Raw genomic sequence first — 16,751 nt, 5'->3', positions numbered from 1 at the left:
ATTTGCTGCGTTCGCTGTGCGAGCGCGGAGGGACTGTTTATGCTGAAAAATTTTACCCGGCAGCTGTTTACGCAGCTTAGCCGCCATTTGCCACGCCGCCTGGTGCAGCGCGATCCGCTGCCCGATGCCCGCAATCTGGCCAGCGCGCCGATCCCGGACTCGTTGGGCAAGCGCTGTCTGAACGTGGCGGCAATGGATGAAAACGAAATCTGGCGCGCCTTCGACAGCCACCCGGAAGGGCTCAACGCCGCCGAGGTGGCGCAGAAAATTGCGGCGCACGGCGACAACCAAATCCCCGCCCAGCAGCCTTCGCCGTGGTGGGTACATCTGTGGACCTGCTATCGCAACCCCTTCAACCTGCTGCTGACCGTGCTGGGCGTCGTCTCCTATTCCACGGAGGATCTGTTCGCCGCGGGCGTGATTGCGCTGATGGTCGGGATCTCCACGCTGCTCAACTTTATTCAGGAAGCCCGCTCCACCAAAGCGGCGGATGCGCTGAAAGCGATGGTCAGCAACACCGCCACGGTGCTGCGGGTGGTCAACGAGCAGGGCGAAAGCCGCTGGTGCGAGCTGCCTATCGATCGGCTGGTGCCGGGGGATATCGTTAAGCTCTCGGCGGGAGATATGATCCCGGCAGACCTGCGCATCCTCCAGGCGCGCGATCTTTTTGTCGCCCAGGCGTCGCTGACCGGCGAATCGCTGCCGGTGGAAAAAGTGGCCCGCACCCGCGATGCGCTGCAGGCCAACCCGCTGGAGTGCGACACTCTGTGCTTTATGGGGACCAACGTGGTGAGCGGAACGGCGCAGGCGATCGTGTTCGCTACCGGCGGCGGCACCTGGTTCGGCCAGCTGGCCGGGCGGGTGAGCGAGCAGGAGAGCGAACCCAACGCCTTCCAGAAAGGCATCAGCCGCGTCAGCATGCTGCTGATTCGCTTTATGCTGGTGATGGCGCCGGTGGTGCTGCTGATTAACGGCTTTACCAAAGGCGACTGGTGGGAAGCGGCGCTGTTCGCCCTGTCGGTGGCGGTTGGCCTGACGCCGGAAATGCTGCCGATGATCGTCACCTCGACTCTGGCGCGCGGGGCGGTGAAGCTGTCGAAACAGAAAGTTATCGTCAAACACCTCGACGCAATCCAGAACTTTGGCGCGATGGATATCCTGTGTACCGATAAAACCGGCACCCTGACCCAGGATAAAATCGTGCTGGAAAACCATACCGACGTGTCCGGTAAGGTGAGCGAGCTGGTGCTGAACTCCGCCTGGCTTAACAGCCACTACCAGACCGGGCTGAAAAATCTGCTGGATACGGCGGTGCTGGAAGGCGTGGAGCTGGATGCCGCTCGCCAGCTTGCCGAGCGCTGGCAGAAAGTGGACGAGATCCCGTTCGACTTTGAGCGCCGCCGGATGTCGGTGGTGGTGAGCGAGCAGGAAGGCGTCCATCAGCTTATCTGTAAAGGCGCGCTGCAGGAGATCCTCAACGTCTCGACCCAGGTTCGCTACAACGGTGAAATCGTGCCGCTGGACGAGACCATGCTGCGCCGTATCCGGCGCGTCACCGACACCCTCAATCGCCAGGGGCTGCGCGTGGTGGCGGTGGCTACCCGCTATCTGCCGGCGCGGGAAGGGGACTATCAGCGGGCCGATGAGTCGGATCTGATCCTCGAAGGCTATATCGCGTTTCTCGATCCGCCGAAAGAGACTACCGCCCCGGCGCTGAAAGCGCTGAAGGCCAGCGGCATTACCGTCAAAATCCTCACCGGCGATAGCGAGCTGGTGGCGGCGAAGGTGTGCCATGAGGTGGGCCTCGACGCGGGAGAGGTGGTTATTGGCAGCCAGATTGAAGCGCTCAGCGATGATGAGCTGGCGGCGCTGGCTAAACGAACCACTCTTTTTGCGCGCCTGGCGCCCCTGCATAAAGAGCGCATCGTGACGCTGCTCAAACGCGAGGGGCACGTGGTGGGCTTTATGGGCGACGGGATTAACGACGCCCCGGCGCTGCGCGCGGCGGACATCGGTATTTCCGTTGACGGAGCGGTGGATATCGCCCGCGAGGCGGCGGATATCATCCTGCTTGAAAAGAGCCTGATGGTGCTGGAAGAGGGGGTGATCGAAGGGCGTCGTACTTTTGCCAACATGCTCAAGTACATCAAGATGACCGCCAGCTCGAACTTCGGTAACGTCTTCAGCGTGCTGGTGGCGAGCGCATTTCTGCCGTTCCTGCCGATGCTGCCGCTGCATCTGCTGATCCAGAACCTGCTGTACGATGTATCCCAGGTGGCGATCCCGTTTGATAACGTTGACGACGAGCAGATCCGTAAACCGCAGCGCTGGAATCCGGCCGAGCTGGGACGCTTTATGGTCTTCTTCGGCCCGATAAGCTCAATCTTCGATATCCTCACCTTCTGCCTGATGTGGTGGGTGTTCCACGCCAACGTGCCGGAAGCGCAGACGCTGTTCCAGTCTGGCTGGTTTATTGAAGGGCTGCTGTCGCAAACGCTGATTGTGCATATGATCCGTACCCGCCGTATTCCGTTTGTTCAGAGCCGCGCCGCGTGGCCGCTGTTTGCGATGACCCTGGTGGTGATGGTGGTCGGCATCGCGCTGCCGTTCTCGCCGCTGGCGGGCTATTTGCAGCTGCAGGCGCTGCCGCTGAGCTACTTCCCGTGGCTGATTGCGATTCTGGCGGGCTACATGACGCTGACCCAGATGGTCAAAGGTTTCTACAGCCGTCGCTACGGCTGGCAGTAACCCTGACTTCCTCCGCCCCTCTCCCGCTCAGGGAGAGGGCATTTATCTTAAACTTCATCAAGTTGTGAAGCGCGTCATTACATTTCCTTGACGCTATTTTTCGCGCGTGTTAACCAAATGTTTTGCTTTTTTTGGCCCGTCATCAAAAGGAAAACTCATGCTTAACACCGTGCGCTATGGCCTGCTTACCAGCGGATTAATTCTCAGCGGCCTGGCCTGCGCCGCACCGGCGGGCGACCTGCCGCTTATGCCCTGGCCGGCTCACGTCGAGCGCCCGCAGGCGCAGGGCGCGCTGGTGCTGAATAATCAGCTGACGCTAAACGTCAGCGGCGACGATTTGGGGGATGCCGCCGGCCGCTGGCGCGAGCGCATCGCCCGCCAGACCGGCTGGACTCTGCAGCCGCAAATGACCGCCGCGAAAACGCCGACTATTGCGGTGGTGATTGCCAAAAAGGTCCCGGCCATTCCGCGCCCCGACAGCGATGAAAGCTACCAACTGAAGGTGACCGCCGAGGGCGTGACCCTCAAGGCGAACACCCGCTTCGGCGCCCTGCGCGGGATGGAAACCCTGCTCCAGCTGATACAGAACGGCGCGGAGAATACCGCCATTCCTTACGTCACGATCGACGATGCGCCGCGCTTCCCGTGGCGCGGGCTGCTGCTGGACTCCGCGCGCCACTTTATGCCGCTGGAGGCCATTAAGCGGCAGATCGACGGCATGGCGGCCGCCAAGCTCAACGTCTTCCACTGGCACCTGACCGACGATCAGGGCTGGCGCTTTGCCTCCACGCGCTACCCGAAACTGCAGCAGCAGGCCAGCGACGGGCTGTTCTACACTCAGGCGCAGATGAAAGAGATCGTGCGCTACGCGACGGATCGCGGCATCCGCGTGGTGCCGGAAATCGATATGCCGGGACACGCCTCGGCCATTGCGGTGGCCTATCCGGAGCTGATGAGCGCGCCGGGCCCCTATCAAATGGAGCGCCACTGGGGCGTGCTTAAGCCGGTGCTCGACCCGACCAAAGAGGCCACTTACGCCTTTGCCGAGGCGATGATCGGCGAGCTGGCGGCGATCTTCCCCGACCCTTATCTGCATATTGGCGGGGATGAGGTGGACGACAGCCAGTGGCAGGCGAACCCGGCGATCCAGAAATTTATGCGCGATAAGGGGCTGGCGGACAGCCACGCGCTGCAGGCGTACTTCAACCGCAGGCTGGAGGCGATCCTCGAAAAACATCGTCGCCAGATGGTGGGCTGGGACGAAATCTATCACCCCGATCTGCCGAAAAGCATTTTGATCCAGTCGTGGCAGGGGCAGGATGCGCTGGGGGAGGTGGCGAAGCACGGCTATCGCGGGATCCTCTCTACCGGATTTTATCTCGATCAGCCGCAGTACACCGCCTATCACTACCGCAATGAAATCGTGCCGCAGGGGCTGAACGGCGTCGATACCATTACCGATAACGACAGCGCCCAAAGCTGGAGCTTCGTGATGCCGCGGCTCAAGGGGAGCGCGGTGGAAGGCAGCTTCACGCTGGTAAAAGGGGAGAGCGGCTGGCGCGGGTTTATTGATTTTAAAGGAAAATCTCGACGGGCGGTGCAGGATATCGCATGGCTGAATGATAACCAGATAACCTTTAGCGTCGATACCTGGATGGGGGAAACCCGGCCGGTGCTGACCGTCAACGACGATAAGCTTGGCGGCTACTTCCTGCTGGGCAACGTCCGCTATCCGGTGAGCGGGCAGCGGCTGGACGAGGTGCCGGAGGGGATCCCGCCGGTGGTTCCCGATGGCGAACAGCAGAAGAACCTGCTCGGCGGCGAAGCGGCGCTGTGGGCGGAAAACGTGGCGGCGCCGGTGCTGGATATTAAGCTGTGGCCGCGAACCTTCGCGGTTGCCGAGCGCCTGTGGTCGGCGCAGGATGTCAAAGACAGCGACAATATGTACCAGCGTCTGCAGGCGATGGACGGCTGGTCAACGGTCTCGGTCGGCCTGCAGCAGCACGGCCAGCAGCTGGTGCAGTTCACCCGGCTGGCAAACGGCGGCAGCACCCTGGCGCTGCAGATCCTCGCCCAGGCCATCGAGCCGGCGCACTATTACACCCGCCAGCATCTGAAATTCCAGGCCAACAACTATCATCAGTTCGAGCCGCTGAACCGCCTGGCCGACGCGCTGCCGGCGGAGAGCGACACCGTGCGCAGCCTTAACCGCTGGGCCGAAAGGCTGATTAGCGATGCGGAAGATAACGAAAGCGCGGACGCGCTGCGTCACGTCTTTACCCGCTGGCAAAATAATACCGCCGATGCGCTGGCGCTAACTGAAAGCAGCTATCAGCTGGCGGCGATCGGCCCGGTGGTGCAGCAGGTTGATAAGCTGGCGACGCTGGGGATGCGCCTGACGGACCTGGTGGCTCGCCAGGGAACGCTGGATGATAAGGAGTATGCGTCGGTGCAGGCGCAGCTGGATGAGGCGGCGAAAACGCAGGATGAGCTGGTGATTGCGGCGGTCTATCCGCTGGAGAAACTGCTGCGGGCGACGAAGGTCGAGTAGGTGATATATGACCATGCCGGCCCCGGGGCCGGCAGGGTAGCAGAGTACGCTTTCCGTAGAGCCCGGCAGCTTAGCCAACGATCCCGTTCAGCTTTTCCATCACCTCATCGGACAGTGCAATTTGCGCGCTGGCCAGGTTCTCCTGCAAATGCTGCGGCGATGACGTGCCGGGGATCAGCAGAATATTGGGCGAGCGCTTGAGCAGCCAGGCGAGGGCGACCTGCATGGGCGTTGCCTGTAATTCGCTGGCGACGTCATCGAGCAGCGCGGACTGTAGCGGCGAGAAACCACCGAGCGGGAAGAACGGCACGTAGGCGATCCCCTGCGCGGACAGGCTATCGACCAGCTCGTCGTCCTGCCGGTTGGCAAGGTTATACATATTCTGAACGCAGACAATCGGCGTCATCTTTTGCGCATCGACGATCTGTTTGGCGGTCACATTACTCAGGCCAATATGACGGATTAATCCGCGCTCTTTCAGCTGAATCAGCGTTTCCAGCTCTTTTTCCAGCGAGCCTTCCTTCGGCGTGTGGACGTCATGCATGCTGCGCAGATTCACCACCTGCATGGCGTCCAGCCCCAGATTCTGTAAGTTATCTTCTACCGCGCGGGTCAGCTCTTGCGGACTGAAGGCCGGGAGCCACCCGCCTTTGTCATCCCGCCGTGCGCCAACTTTAGTGGCGATGCTCAGGTCGTCGGAATAGGGATGTAGCGCTTTTTTAATCAGCCGGTTGGTCTCATGCGGGCCGTAAAAATCGCTGGTATCAATGTGGTTAACGCCGGAGGCGACGGCGTCACGAAGAACCTGAATTGCCCGCGCTTCATCCTTCACCGGGCCAAAAACGCCCGGGCCTGCCAGCTGCATTGCGCCATAGCCTAAACGGTTAACTTCGCGGTCGCCGAGGCGGTAAGTCATTGTGGGTTTTGACATGGTGCTCTCCTGTATGAGTGTGTTTCGATTGTATCGGTGAATGCGCTGTGCAACTATCCAGCTAAATAAGAACAACCTGTACGAGGTGGCGCACAGTGTCGATGGATATTGGTTTGCTGCATGCGGTGGTAGAAGTGGCGAAGGCCGGGGGATTTCGCGAGGCCGCAAGGATCACCGGTAGCAGCGCGTCGCGGCTAAGCGACGCGGTGCGTCGTGCGGAAGAGCAGCTTGGTATCAGGCTGTTTCATCGCACCACGCGCACCGTGGTGTTGACCGAGGCCGGCAGGGCGCTGATTGAGCGCCTGCTTCCGGCCATGAATGAAGTGGACGCCGCGCTGGATTCGCTCAATCGCTATCGTAATACTCCCGGCGGCACGCTGCGGCTGAACGTGCCGGTCAGCGCCGCGCGGCTGGTATTGCCCTCTCTGGTGCCGGAGTTTATCCGCCGTTATCCCAATATTCAGCTGGAGATCGTCGCCGAAAGTAACGTCCAGGATGTGTTTCGTGACGGCTGCGATGCCGGCATTCGCTATGACGAGCGGCTCGAACAGGATGTGATTGCCCTTCCTATCGGCCCGCGCCGCCAGCGCTTTGCCACGGCCGCTGCCCCGGCGTATTTAAGCCAGCATGGCAGACCAACGCATCCGCGCGATTTGATGCGTCATCAATGTATACGCGGCCGTTACGCCACGGGCGTCATGCCGGCGTGGGAATTTGAGCGTGAGGGAGAGAGCTACAGCGTACAGGTGAATGGCCCGCTGGTGGTGAGCGTCGGTAGCGCAGTCGACCTGGCGGTCGAGTCCGCGATTGCCGGTATTGGCGTTATCTATCTGTTCGAAGAGTGGCTGCGGCCCGCTATCGCCAGCGGCCAGCTCGAGGCAATACTACAGCCGTGGTGGCTGTCGTTCTCCGGGCCCTATCTTTACTACAACGATCGTCGCCTGATCCCCGTGCCCCTGCAGGCGTTTATTGATTTTGTGCGCGAGATGAATGCGTCGTCATGAGATGAATCGCCGAAGATAGCCCTCTCCGCAGCGGAGAGGGCCGAACAATCAGCGACGAATCGCGATCGCTTCGATCTCAATCTTCACGTCTTTCGGCAGACGCGCAACTTCGACGCAGGAGCGTGCCGGGAAGGTCGCATCATGTTCGGTGAAAAACGCTTCATAAGCGGCGTTCACGGTGGCGAAGTCGTTCAGGTCTTTGACGAAGACGGTGGTTTTAACGATATCGCCCACTTTCAGGCCTGCCGCTTCAACGATAGCCTTTACGTTGTCCAGAGACTGGCGCGCCTGAGCGGCAACATCTTCCGGTACGCTACCCGTTTTAGGATCAACCGGGATCTGGCCGGAAGTGATGATCATGCTACCCAGATCAACACCCTGAACGTACGGGCCGATAGCTGCGGGTGCATTTTCCGTCGCGATAGTTTTAGACATGAGTTCTCCTGAATAACAGCTTAATTAAGAAGTGACGCGAAATCCTTCGGGTTGCATCGACGCGGCAGGGGGCGAGTCGCCGTCAAGGAAGCAGCTTGAAGGATAGCGCGTAAGGACCCGGCCATTATAGGGAGCCGGGTTGTCAATACCAACCTCAATTAGTCGGCCAGAACCACATAATGTGAAAACTCTTTTTCACAATATTTGCACTTCAGAGCGATGTCGTTTTCGCGTTTTTTCACCGCAAAACTGGATGAAACGGGCTCGGCGTGGCTGATACAGTTGCTGTTCGGGCACACCAGCACGCTGTTAATCCGATCCGGCAGGTTAGGCCGCGACTTGCCGACCACTTCGTAATCGTCGATACGGTTGACCGTCGCAAGCGGGGCGTACAGCGACAGCTGGTTGACCTGCTCGTCGGTGAGGAAGGTATTCTCGATTTTAATCAGATCCTTGCGGCCCATTTCGCCCGATGGCAGGTTCAGGCCAATGGTGATGCGCTGGTCGGTTTCGGTCAGCTTGAACAGCGTCAGCAGCTTAAAGCCCACCTGCGCGGGGATGTGGTCGATGACGGTGCCACGCTTAATGGCTTCTACCTGCAGTTTATTATCATGTGTCATGGTCGTTTCCCCTTACAGAGCCAGCTCGCTAGTCAGTACCAGTGCCAGTAACGCCTGGCGTGCGAAGATGCCGTTGCCGGCCTGCTGGAAGTACCAGGCGTGCGGCGTTTTATCAACATCGGTGGTGATTTCGTCAATGCGCGGCAGCGGGTGCAGCACTTTCATATTGTCGCGGGCGCCTTCCAGATCGGCGGCGCGCAGCACAAACTGCGCCTTCACGTTGGCATATTCCGATGGGTCGAGGCGCTCTTTCTGTACGCGGGTCATATACAGAATATCGACCTCCTCCATGACCTCATCAATGGCGCTATGTACGCTCCAGGCAATCCCTTTCTCATCAAGCATATCGAGGATGTACTGCGGCATGGCCAGCGCGTCAGGGGCGATAAAGTAGAAGCGGTTGCCGTTAAATTTCGCCAGCGCCTGGGTCAGGGAGTGCACTGTGCGGCCGTATTTAAGGTCGCCGACCATCGCCACGTTAAGGTTTTCCAGGCGGCCCTGGGTTTCCTGGATGGTGAACAGATCCAGCAGGGTTTGCGTCGGGTGCTGATTGGCGCCGTCGCCGGCGTTGAGCACCGGAATTCCGCCGGAGAATTCGGTTGCCAGCCGCGACGCGCCTTCCTGCGGATGACGCATCACGATGGCGTCAACGTAGGTGCTGATGACCGAAATGGTGTCGGCGAGGGTTTCGCCTTTTTTGCCCAACGAGGTGTTGCTGCTGTCGGAGAAGCCTACCACGCTGGCGCCGAGGCGATGCATTGAGGTTTCGAACGACAGTCGGGTGCGGGTGGAGGCTTCAAAGAAACAGCTGGCGATAACCTTGTGCTTCAGCAGTTCCGGCTGCGGGCGCGCTTTCAGCTTTGCAGCGGTCGCCAGGACCAGTTCAAGGTCTTCGCGGCTGAGATCGTTTATGGAAATGATATGTTTTTGATATAGCGGGTTAGCCATGTTTATCTCCTGACGCCTGGGCAAAAAAAAAGCCCCTTAAATAAGGGGCTTCGAGAATTCATTGAGCAACGGAAAGAAAAACGCTACGCCAGCGCCTGTTTTCAGACGCGGTAAGACAGAATGTCGTACGCAATAGACCATGCTTCCTCCCGGCAAATCGACCGGCATTATACGCAGCTCAAATTTCGGATCAAGCGATTAGTCCACAAACAGGTAAACGTTTGCTTCGATAACGCCGCGTCAGCGCAAAAAAGCGTTAAAAAGTGGTGGTATGGCAGTCGCAAGGGGCGTATAAAATTCAGAAATGAAAAGCTGTTTTATATTTGAGGGTTATTATGATCGTCGGGAACATTTATCATCTGCAGGCCTGGCTACCGGAACCGCTGCGCCAGGCTATCGAATATGTTAAGGCTCACGTCAGCGAGGAGACGCCGCTCGGTAAGCATGATATTGACGGCAACAATCTGTTTTATCTGATTTCGCAGGACACTACCGAAGCGCTCAGCGAGCGCCGCGCCGAGTATCACGCGCGCTACCTGGATATCCAGATTGTGCTGCAGGGCGAGGAGGGGATGACCTTCAGTACCCGGCCCGCCGGGACGCCGGATATCGACTGGCTGGCGGATAAAGACATTGCGTTCCTCGCCGCCGGCGAGCAGGAGAAAACCATGATTCTCAGCGCGGGAGATTTTGTGGTGTTTTATCCGGGGGAGGTGCATAAGCCGCTGTGTGCGGTGGGCTCGCCCGCCAAAGTGCGCAAAGCGGTGGTGAAGATGCTGATGGGCTAAGCGCCGTCAATCCCCGGTCGTGCTGCACTTACCGGGGCGACGGGCCGGTGCGGTAGCCCGGATAAGGCGCTGCGCGCCGCCTCCGGGAAATCCCCGCCGGGTTATTTACTCAAGGTCGCGACCATCACCGCCTTGATGGTATGCATGCGGTTTTCGGCCTGATCGAAGACGATGCTCGCCGCAGATTCAAACACCTCGTCGGTGACCTCCATGCCGCCGTGCAGGCCGAACTCGGCGGCCATCTGCTTGCCAAGCGCGGTTTGATCGTCGTGGAACGCCGGCAGGCAGTGGAGGAACTTCACCTGCGGATTGCCGGTCAGCGCCATCATGCTGCTGTTCACCTGATAGTCACGCAGCTGGGCGATACGCTCGGCCCACTTCTCTTTGGCTTCGCCCATCGATACCCAAACGTCGGTGTAGATAAAGTCCGCGCCCTTCACGCCGGCGGCGATATCTTCGGTCAGGGTGATGTTGCCGCCGTTCTTTTGCGCCAGCGCTTTGCACTCGGCCACCAGGCTCTCTTCCGGCCAGCAGGCCGACGGCGCGACGAGACGCAGATCCAGTCCGGTAAGTGCCGCCGCTTCGAGCATCGAATTGCCCATGTTATTACGCGCGTCGCCGGCATACGCAAGGGTCATTTCGTTGAACGCTTTCCCCGGCAGATGTTCCTGCATGGTCAGCAGATCCGCCAGCAGCTGGGTAGGGTGAAATTCGTTGGTCAGGCCGTTCCACACCGGCACGCCGGCGTATTGGGCGAGGGTTTCAACCACTTCCTGGCCGTGGCCGCGATACTGAATACCGTCATACATCCGGCCCAGCACGCGGGCGGTATCTTTAATTGACTCTTTATGGCCGATCTGGCTGCCGCTTGGCCCGAGGTAGGTTACGCGCGCGCCCTGATCGAATGCGGCAACTTCGAAAGAGCATCGTGTGCGGGTAGAGTCTTTTTCGAAGATGAGCGCGATGTTTTTGCCGGCGAGATGCTGGATTTCAATACTGTTTTTTTTATCGGTTTTGAGTCTGGTCGCCAGCTTGAGCAGGGCCGTGATTTCTGCAGGTGTAAAATCAAGCAACTTCAAAAAATGCTTCTGATAAAACGTGGACATGTTTCCCTCGCATGGTTTAAACCACTTATTGAATTAAAATTCACTTTATATGTATGAATATTCATTTGCAACCCCGCGACACAAATCTTTCGCACAAAGGTGGAGGCAATCACGGCGGTATGTGACAATAGAAGTAACTGCCGCACATTAAGAGGAACGAGCCATGGCAAACCCGGAACTACTGGAAGAACAGCGTGAAGAAACGCGTCTGATTATTGAAGAGCTGCTCGAAGACGGCAGCGATCCGGACGCGCTGTACACCATCGAGCATCATCTCTCCGCCGACGACTTCGAAACGCTGGAAAAAGTTGCGGTAGAAGCCTTCAAGCTGGGTTATGAAGTGACCGAGCCGGAAGAGCTGGAAGTCGAAGAAGGCGAAACCGTTATTTGCTGCGACATCCTGAGCGAGAGCGCGCTGAAGGTTGAGCTGATTGACGCCCAGGTTGAACAGCTGCTGACGCTGGCAGAAAAGTTTGGCGTGGAGTATGACGGTTGGGGCACCTACTTCGAAGACCCTAACGGTGAAGATGGCGACGAAGACGATGACGAAGATTTCGTCGATGAAGATGACGACGGCGTACGTCACTAAGCCGCTGATGGATACGGCGGTATCTGCCGCCGTATAGCAAGGAATCTCGATGGATTACCCGCAAATACTCTCCCCCATACTCAACTTCCTGCACTGTACAACTCCGCAAGCGTGGATTGATGAAGCTCGTAAGCCGGAACACCTGCCGCTGCTGCTCACCGATCATATGGTTTGCGAGCTGAAAGCGGCGCAAAACGCCATGCTGCTGGTGCGTAAATATGTGGCGGATAAAGAGGGCGCCGATGAGCTGCTGGCCTGCCTGAAGCCGTACGAGGACTTTACCTACCGCTGGGGCCCGGAGCCGGATTTCGTCGCGCTGCATAAGCAGATAAATAAAAGCACGATGCCGCATACGGACGACCCGTGGGGGCGCCAGCTGATTGACAGTATGGTGCTGCTGATTAAAGAAGAGCTGCATCACTTTTGGCAGGTGCGCGAGATAATGCTGGCGCACGACATTCCTTACGTCAAAATCACCGCCAGCAGCTACGCCCGCGGATTACGCCGGGAGGTGCGATCCCATGAGCCGGCGATGCTGATCGATAAGCTGATTTGCGGGGCCTATATCGAAGCGCGCTCCTGCGAGCGCTTTGCCGCCCTGGCGCCGTGGCTGGACGACGACCTGCAGAAGTTCTATCTGTCGCTGCTGCGCTCGGAAGCGCGCCACTTCGAGGATTATCTGCGCCTGGCGCAGCAGATTGCCGGAGACGATATCAGCGAGCGCGTGCGCCAGCTGGGCGCCGCGGAAGCCGCGTTGATTAACGCGCCGGAGGCCGAGATTCGCTTTCATAGCGGAGTGCCGGTGGCGGCCTGAAGCGGGGTTCCCGGAGCAACGGGATGAGGGCGGGTCCCCGGTAGGCGCAGCGCGGCCGGGGAGGCGTAAATTACAGCGTTTTAAGCATCCGCACTTCGCAATCAACGTGGCCGGTATGGCCTAGCGGCCCGTCGATATGCTCGAAGCCAAGGTGCTCATATAAACCCACCGCTTCCTTCAGGAAGGCGGTCGTTTCCAGGTAGCAGCGCCTGAAACCCTGCTCGCGGGCATGATCCAGCGCGAGCAGCGCCAGCTTTTTCGCCAGCCCCTGTCCGCGGGCCGAAGTCATAAAGTACATTTTCTGCAGCTCGCAGATATCGGGCTCGCTGTGGGCTAATGGCGCCACGCCGCCGCCGCCGACCACCTGACCATTCTGCTCCACCACCCAGTATGCGGAACCCGGCTGGCTGTAGAGCTGGAAAAGCTCATCCAGATTAGGGTCGGCTACCGTATAGCCTTTATCGGCGGTCAGCCCGTATTCGGCTGAAACCTGGCGAATAACGCCGGCGATAGCCGCATTGTCTTGCGCGGTGATCCGGCGCAGCGACACCGTGATGGTCGCGATCGTATTCATACGATTACTCATAGCAAAAATGGCGGATGATGTTGTTGTTAATAACATCGGAAAAGGGGGCAGCGCAAGCGCTGTTCAACGCGACGGGCGTTTGTGCTGCAACCTGAGGTCTTCAGCGCGTGGTATCCGCGGTGATTGTGCCCCTTGCCCGGTCGGACAAGGGGCAGAGGATTACAGCGCGGCGATCACGGCCTGCTGTTCAACCAGCTTGGTTTTCGCTTCCGCATAACCTTCCAGCTTTTCACGCTCTTTAGCAATGACCGCTTCCGGCGCGCGGGCGACAAAGCCTTCGTTGGAGAGCTTGCTTTCGATACGGCCGATTTCCGCTTCGACTTTCGCCACTTCTTTCGCCAGACGCGCCAGCTCGGCGTCTTTGTCGATAAGGCCGGCCATCGGGATCAGCAGCTCGGCGCCGTCGATGATCTTGGCGACCGAAACCGGGCCTTTATCATCGGCAGCCAGCACGGTGATGCTTTCCAGTCGCGCCAGGTTCAGCAGGAAGCTGCGGTTGTCGTTTACGCGACGAATCGCATCGTTGCTACAGCCGCGCAGCAGAAGCTCCAGCGGTTTGCCTGGGGCAATGTTCATTTCCGCGCGAATGTTACGCACGGCGATGATTGCCTGCTTCAGCCACTCGGTATCGGAAGCCGCGGCTTCATCAACCTGCGATGCATCGTACTGCGGGAACGGCTGCAGCATGATGGTATCGGCCGTCACGCCGCAGATGACCTTCACGCGCTGCCAGATGGTTTCAGTGATAAACGGAATGATCGGGTGCGCCAGGCGCAGCAGGCCTTCCAGCACGGTTACCAGCGTATTGCGGGTACCGCGCAGCTCGGCCTCGGTGCCGCCGTTCATCACCGGCTTGGTCAGCTCCAGATACCAGTCGCAGAACTGGTTCCAGGTGAACTCGTACAGAATGCCCGCGGCGATATCGAAGCGGAAGTTATCCAGCGCTTCGCGGTACGCTTTGATGGTCTGGTTGAATTCCGCAAGGATCCAGCGGTCGGCCAGAGAGAGCTCCATTGCGCCGCCGTTGAAGCCGCAATCCTGATCTTCGGTATTCATCAGCACGAAACGGCTGGCGTTCCACAGCTTGTTACAGAAGTTACGGTAACCTTCCAGGCGCTTCATATCCCAGTTGATGTCGCGGCCGGTAGAGGCCAGCGCCGCCAGGGTGAAGCGCAGGGCGTCGGTACCGTGCGGCTCGATGCCGTCCGGGAACTGTTTTTCGGTACGCTTAGCGATTTTTTCCGCCAGCTGCGGCTGCATCATGTTGCCGGTGCGTTTCTCCAGCAGGTCAGCCAGGGAAATACCGTCGACCATATCCAGCGGGTCAATGACGTTACCCTTGGATTTGGACATCTTCTGGCCTTCGTCATCGCGAATCAGGCCGGTCATGTAGACGGTCTTAAACGGTACCTGCGGCTTGCCGTTTTCATCTTTGATGAAGTGCATGGTCATCATGATCATGCGGGCAATCCAGAAGAAGATGATGTCGAAGCCGGATACCATCACGCTGGTTGGGTGGAACTGACGCAGCGCGTCGGTGTTTTCCGGCCAGCCGAGGGTGGAGAACGTCCACAGCGCGGAGGAGAACCAGGTATCGAGAACGTCGTCGTCCTGGCGCAGCGCCACGTCGGCGGAGAGGTTGTTTTCCTGGCGCACTTCGTCTTCGTTACGGCCAACGTAGACGTTGCCTTCGTTGTCGTACCATGCCGGGATGCGGTGGCCCCACCACAGCTGACGGGAGATACACCAGTCCTGAATATCGCGCATCCAGGAGAAATACATGTTTTCGTACTGCTTCGGCACGAACTGAATGTCGCCGTTCTCAACCGCTTCAACCGCCGGTTTTGCCAGCACGTCGGCACGAACGTACCACTGATCGGTCAGCATCGGCTCGATAACCACGCCGCCGCGATCGCCGTACGGGACGGTCAGGTCGTGCGGTTTAATCTCTTCTAACAGGCCCAGCGCGTCAACGGCGGCAACCACCGCTTTACGCGCGGCAAAACGTTCCAGATTCTGGAACTGAGCCGGGATCTCGTTGGGGTAGGCGTCAGACTCGTTGCCTTTGCTGTCGTACACTTCCGCGCTTTCACGGATATCGCCGTCAAAGGTCAGGATATTGATCATCGGCAGGCCGTGACGTTTACCGACTTCATAGTCGTTAAAGTCGTGCGCCGGGGTGATCTTCACGCAACCGGTGCCCTTTTCCATATCGGCGTGTTCATCGCCCACGACTGGAATGCGGCGGTCAACCAGCGGCAGAATAACGAATTTGCCGATCAGGTCTTTATAGCGCGGATCTTCCGGGTTAACCGCCACGCCGGTATCGCCGAGCACGGTTTCCGGACGAGTGGTGGCGACCACCAGGTAATCTTTGCCGTCGGCGGTTTTCGCGCCGTCGGCCAGCGGGTAGCGGATGTGCCACATGGAGCCTTTAGACTCGCGGTTTTCCACTTCGAGGTCGGAAATCGCGGTGCGCAGCTTCGGGTCCCAGTTGACCAGGCGCTTGCCGCGGTAGATCAGATCTTCTTTGTACAGGCGGACAAAGACTTCCTTCACGGCGTTGGAGAGGCCTTCATCCATGGTGAAGCGCTCGCGCTCCCAGTCCACGGAGTTGCCCAGGCGGCGCATCTGACGGGTAATGGTGCCGCCGGATTCCGCTTTCCACTGCCAGATTTTATCGATAAAGGCGTCGCGACCGTAATCGTGGCGGGTTTTACCTTCTTCGGCGGCAATCTTACGTTCAACCACCATCTGGGTTGCGATACCCGCGTGGTCGGTACCGGCCTGCCACAGAGTATTTTTACCCTGCATACGCTGGTAGCGAATCATGGTATCCATGATGGTTTGCTGGAAGGCATGACCCATATGCAAACTGCCGGTGACGTTCGGCGGTGGGATCATGATGCAGAAGCTCTCCTGGCTTTCATCACCATTCGGTTTGAAATAGCCCTGCTTTTCCCAGTGCTCGTAAAGCGGCTGTTCGATATCTTGTGGGTTGTATGTCTTTTCCATTATTTCCAGGTTGCCGTGTTCAGGTTGAAACCAGCCATGCGGTACGCTTTGTAGCGTTCGCGCGCCAGTTGTTTCAGAGAGTCTTCGTAAGGGACAAAGTCTATCACTTCTGTGAAAGCGGTGGCAAAATCTGCAAAGTTTACCCGCAGACTGATCAGGATGTCCCGCGGGCTGCTGTTGCGCTTCTGCGGCCAGGCGACCTCCACCGGCGCGCCGCCTCTGGGGCCTTCTCCCGCCAGATTGTGCGGGACAAAACTCTCCGGTGGCCGCGTCCACAGCGCTTCGTCGAGGCGAATGGCCTGCTGCTCATCTTCACAGGCGATCAGCACGCGTTTGCCGCTGCGCCAGCGTTCTGCGGCAATCTCACACACCAGCTGTTCGACGGCGCTTAAACCGTCCTGCTGCGCGTCATTGTCCAGAAGATAAAAGGTTGCGTTCTTCATATCTCTACCCGTTGTCTTTCCCGTTGCCTCTTGGTTGGCTGCCTTTGGGCACTCCAGCCGCAGAGTAAACTATGCTGGCGGGAGTGTGCTCCGCTCTGCCGCCGCGATGCAACTCGAAATCCATAGGGTACAGAATTCTAATTGCTCGAACTCACGGGCCGGATAAGCGTCGC

The 16,751-nt window shown here is 58.8% G+C and carries 17 protein-coding genes; 6 read left to right on the top strand and 11 right to left on the bottom strand.

The features are described 5' to 3' along the window. Nucleotides 1-39 precede the first annotated feature (39 nt). Both mgtA and QFI97_RS02430 read left to right on the top strand, forming a co-directional pair. Nucleotides 40-2,748 carry a magnesium-translocating P-type ATPase gene (gene mgtA / locus QFI97_RS02435; RefSeq protein WP_095104297.1) on the top strand — a complete coding sequence of 903 codons (2,709 nt, stop codon included), beginning with the start codon at nt 40-42 and terminating at the stop codon, nt 2,746-2,748. Nucleotides 2,749-2,905: 157 nt separating this feature from the next. Beyond that, nucleotides 2,906-5,299, top strand: coding sequence for a beta-N-acetylhexosaminidase (locus QFI97_RS02430; RefSeq protein ID WP_346430522.1), 2,394 nt, complete (start codon nt 2,906-2,908; stop codon nt 5,297-5,299). A 70-nt stretch (nt 5,300-5,369) separates the two neighbouring features. On the opposite strand, the gene QFI97_RS02425 is transcribed toward QFI97_RS02430, so the two are convergent. Further along, nucleotides 5,370-6,230, bottom strand: a complete 861-nt coding sequence (locus QFI97_RS02425; protein ID WP_346430521.1) for an aldo/keto reductase family oxidoreductase — start codon at nt 6,228-6,230, stop codon at nt 5,370-5,372. Nucleotides 6,231-6,325: 95 nt separating this feature from the next. On the opposite strand from QFI97_RS02425, the gene QFI97_RS02420 reads away from it, so the two are divergent. Beyond that, the gene (locus tag QFI97_RS02420; RefSeq protein WP_095104293.1) at nt 6,326-7,234 is read left to right on the top strand and encodes a LysR substrate-binding domain-containing protein; all 909 of its coding nucleotides are present in this window, start codon (nt 6,326-6,328) and stop codon (nt 7,232-7,234) included. A 48-nt stretch (nt 7,235-7,282) separates the two neighbouring features. Here the strand turns inward: QFI97_RS02420 and ridA are convergent, their stop codons facing one another. The 5 genes from ridA to QFI97_RS02395 all read right to left on the bottom strand — a co-directional run bounded on the left by ridA (nt 7,283) and on the right by QFI97_RS02395 (nt 9,378). Further along, nucleotides 7,283-7,669: a 2-iminobutanoate/2-iminopropanoate deaminase gene (ridA, locus tag QFI97_RS02415; protein WP_076946998.1), complete on the bottom strand. Its 387-nt coding sequence runs from the start codon at nt 7,667-7,669 to the stop codon at nt 7,283-7,285. Between the two features lie 158 nt (nt 7,670-7,827). Next, the gene (gene pyrI, locus QFI97_RS02410) at nt 7,828-8,289 is read right to left on the bottom strand and encodes an aspartate carbamoyltransferase regulatory subunit (RefSeq protein WP_346430520.1); all 462 of its coding nucleotides are present in this window, start codon (nt 8,287-8,289) and stop codon (nt 7,828-7,830) included. 12 nt (nt 8,290-8,301) lie between these two features. Next, entirely contained in the window at nt 8,302-9,237 is a 936-nt protein-coding gene (pyrB, locus tag QFI97_RS02405; protein ID WP_095104289.1) for an aspartate carbamoyltransferase, read from the bottom strand. A 2-nt stretch (nt 9,238-9,239) separates the two neighbouring features. Beyond that, nucleotides 9,240-9,299: a pyrBI operon leader peptide gene (locus QFI97_RS02400; RefSeq protein WP_112150686.1), complete on the bottom strand. Its 60-nt coding sequence runs from the start codon at nt 9,297-9,299 to the stop codon at nt 9,240-9,242. Next, nucleotides 9,274-9,378: a pyrBI operon leader peptide gene (locus tag QFI97_RS02395; RefSeq protein ID WP_080773194.1), complete on the bottom strand. Its 105-nt coding sequence runs from the start codon at nt 9,376-9,378 to the stop codon at nt 9,274-9,276. The genes QFI97_RS02400 and QFI97_RS02395 overlap by 26 nt, the downstream gene beginning before the upstream one ends. Nucleotides 9,379-9,572: 194 nt before the next feature. On the opposite strand from QFI97_RS02395, the gene QFI97_RS02390 reads away from it, so the two are divergent. Continuing rightward, a complete protein-coding gene (locus QFI97_RS02390) occupies nt 9,573-10,025 on the top strand; it encodes a NanQ anomerase/TabA/YiaL family protein (protein WP_095104287.1) in 453 nt (150 codons plus the stop codon). Nucleotides 10,026-10,126: 101 nt separating this feature from the next. On the opposite strand, the gene argF is transcribed toward QFI97_RS02390, so the two are convergent. Further along, nucleotides 10,127-11,131: an ornithine carbamoyltransferase gene (argF, locus tag QFI97_RS02385; protein WP_095104285.1), complete on the bottom strand. Its 1,005-nt coding sequence runs from the start codon at nt 11,129-11,131 to the stop codon at nt 10,127-10,129. Further along, entirely contained in the window at nt 11,101-11,196 is a 96-nt protein-coding gene (gene argL, locus QFI97_RS23490) for a putative translational regulatory protein ArgL (RefSeq protein ID WP_223261819.1), read from the bottom strand. The genes argF and argL overlap by 31 nt, the downstream gene beginning before the upstream one ends. Nucleotides 11,197-11,294: 98 nt before the next feature. On the opposite strand from argL, the gene rraB reads away from it, so the two are divergent. Beyond that, nucleotides 11,295-11,720, top strand: a complete 426-nt coding sequence (gene rraB, locus QFI97_RS02380) for a ribonuclease E inhibitor RraB (RefSeq protein WP_095104283.1) — start codon at nt 11,295-11,297, stop codon at nt 11,718-11,720. A gap of 49 nt (nt 11,721-11,769) precedes the next feature. Further along, nucleotides 11,770-12,534, top strand: a complete 765-nt coding sequence (gene miaE / locus QFI97_RS02375) for a tRNA isopentenyl-2-thiomethyl-A-37 hydroxylase MiaE (protein WP_095104281.1) — start codon at nt 11,770-11,772, stop codon at nt 12,532-12,534. Between the two features lie 70 nt (nt 12,535-12,604). Here the strand turns inward: miaE and QFI97_RS02370 are convergent, their stop codons facing one another. The 3 genes from QFI97_RS02370 to holC form a co-directional block, all read right to left on the bottom strand. Beyond that, nucleotides 12,605-13,108: a GNAT family N-acetyltransferase gene (locus tag QFI97_RS02370; protein ID WP_133601045.1), complete on the bottom strand. Its 504-nt coding sequence runs from the start codon at nt 13,106-13,108 to the stop codon at nt 12,605-12,607. A gap of 171 nt (nt 13,109-13,279) precedes the next feature. After that, on the bottom strand, nt 13,280-16,135 hold the full coding sequence (locus QFI97_RS02365) for a valine--tRNA ligase (RefSeq protein WP_095104277.1): 2,856 nt from the start codon (nt 16,133-16,135) through the stop codon (nt 13,280-13,282). Next, complete coding sequence (gene holC / locus QFI97_RS02360; protein WP_095104275.1) at nt 16,135-16,578, bottom strand: DNA polymerase III subunit chi; 444 nt, start codon at nt 16,576-16,578, stop codon at nt 16,135-16,137. Before holC ends, QFI97_RS02365 begins: the two co-directional genes overlap by 1 nt. Between the last annotated feature and the right edge of the window lie 173 nt (nt 16,579-16,751).

Source organism: Klebsiella scottii (assembly GCF_036561945.1).
In the GTDB taxonomy this organism is placed as follows: Bacteria; Pseudomonadota; Gammaproteobacteria; order Enterobacterales; family Enterobacteriaceae; genus Klebsiella; species Klebsiella scottii.
The sequence above is the reverse complement of the archived record's forward strand: the minus strand, read 5'-3'. Positions and strand labels throughout refer to the sequence as shown.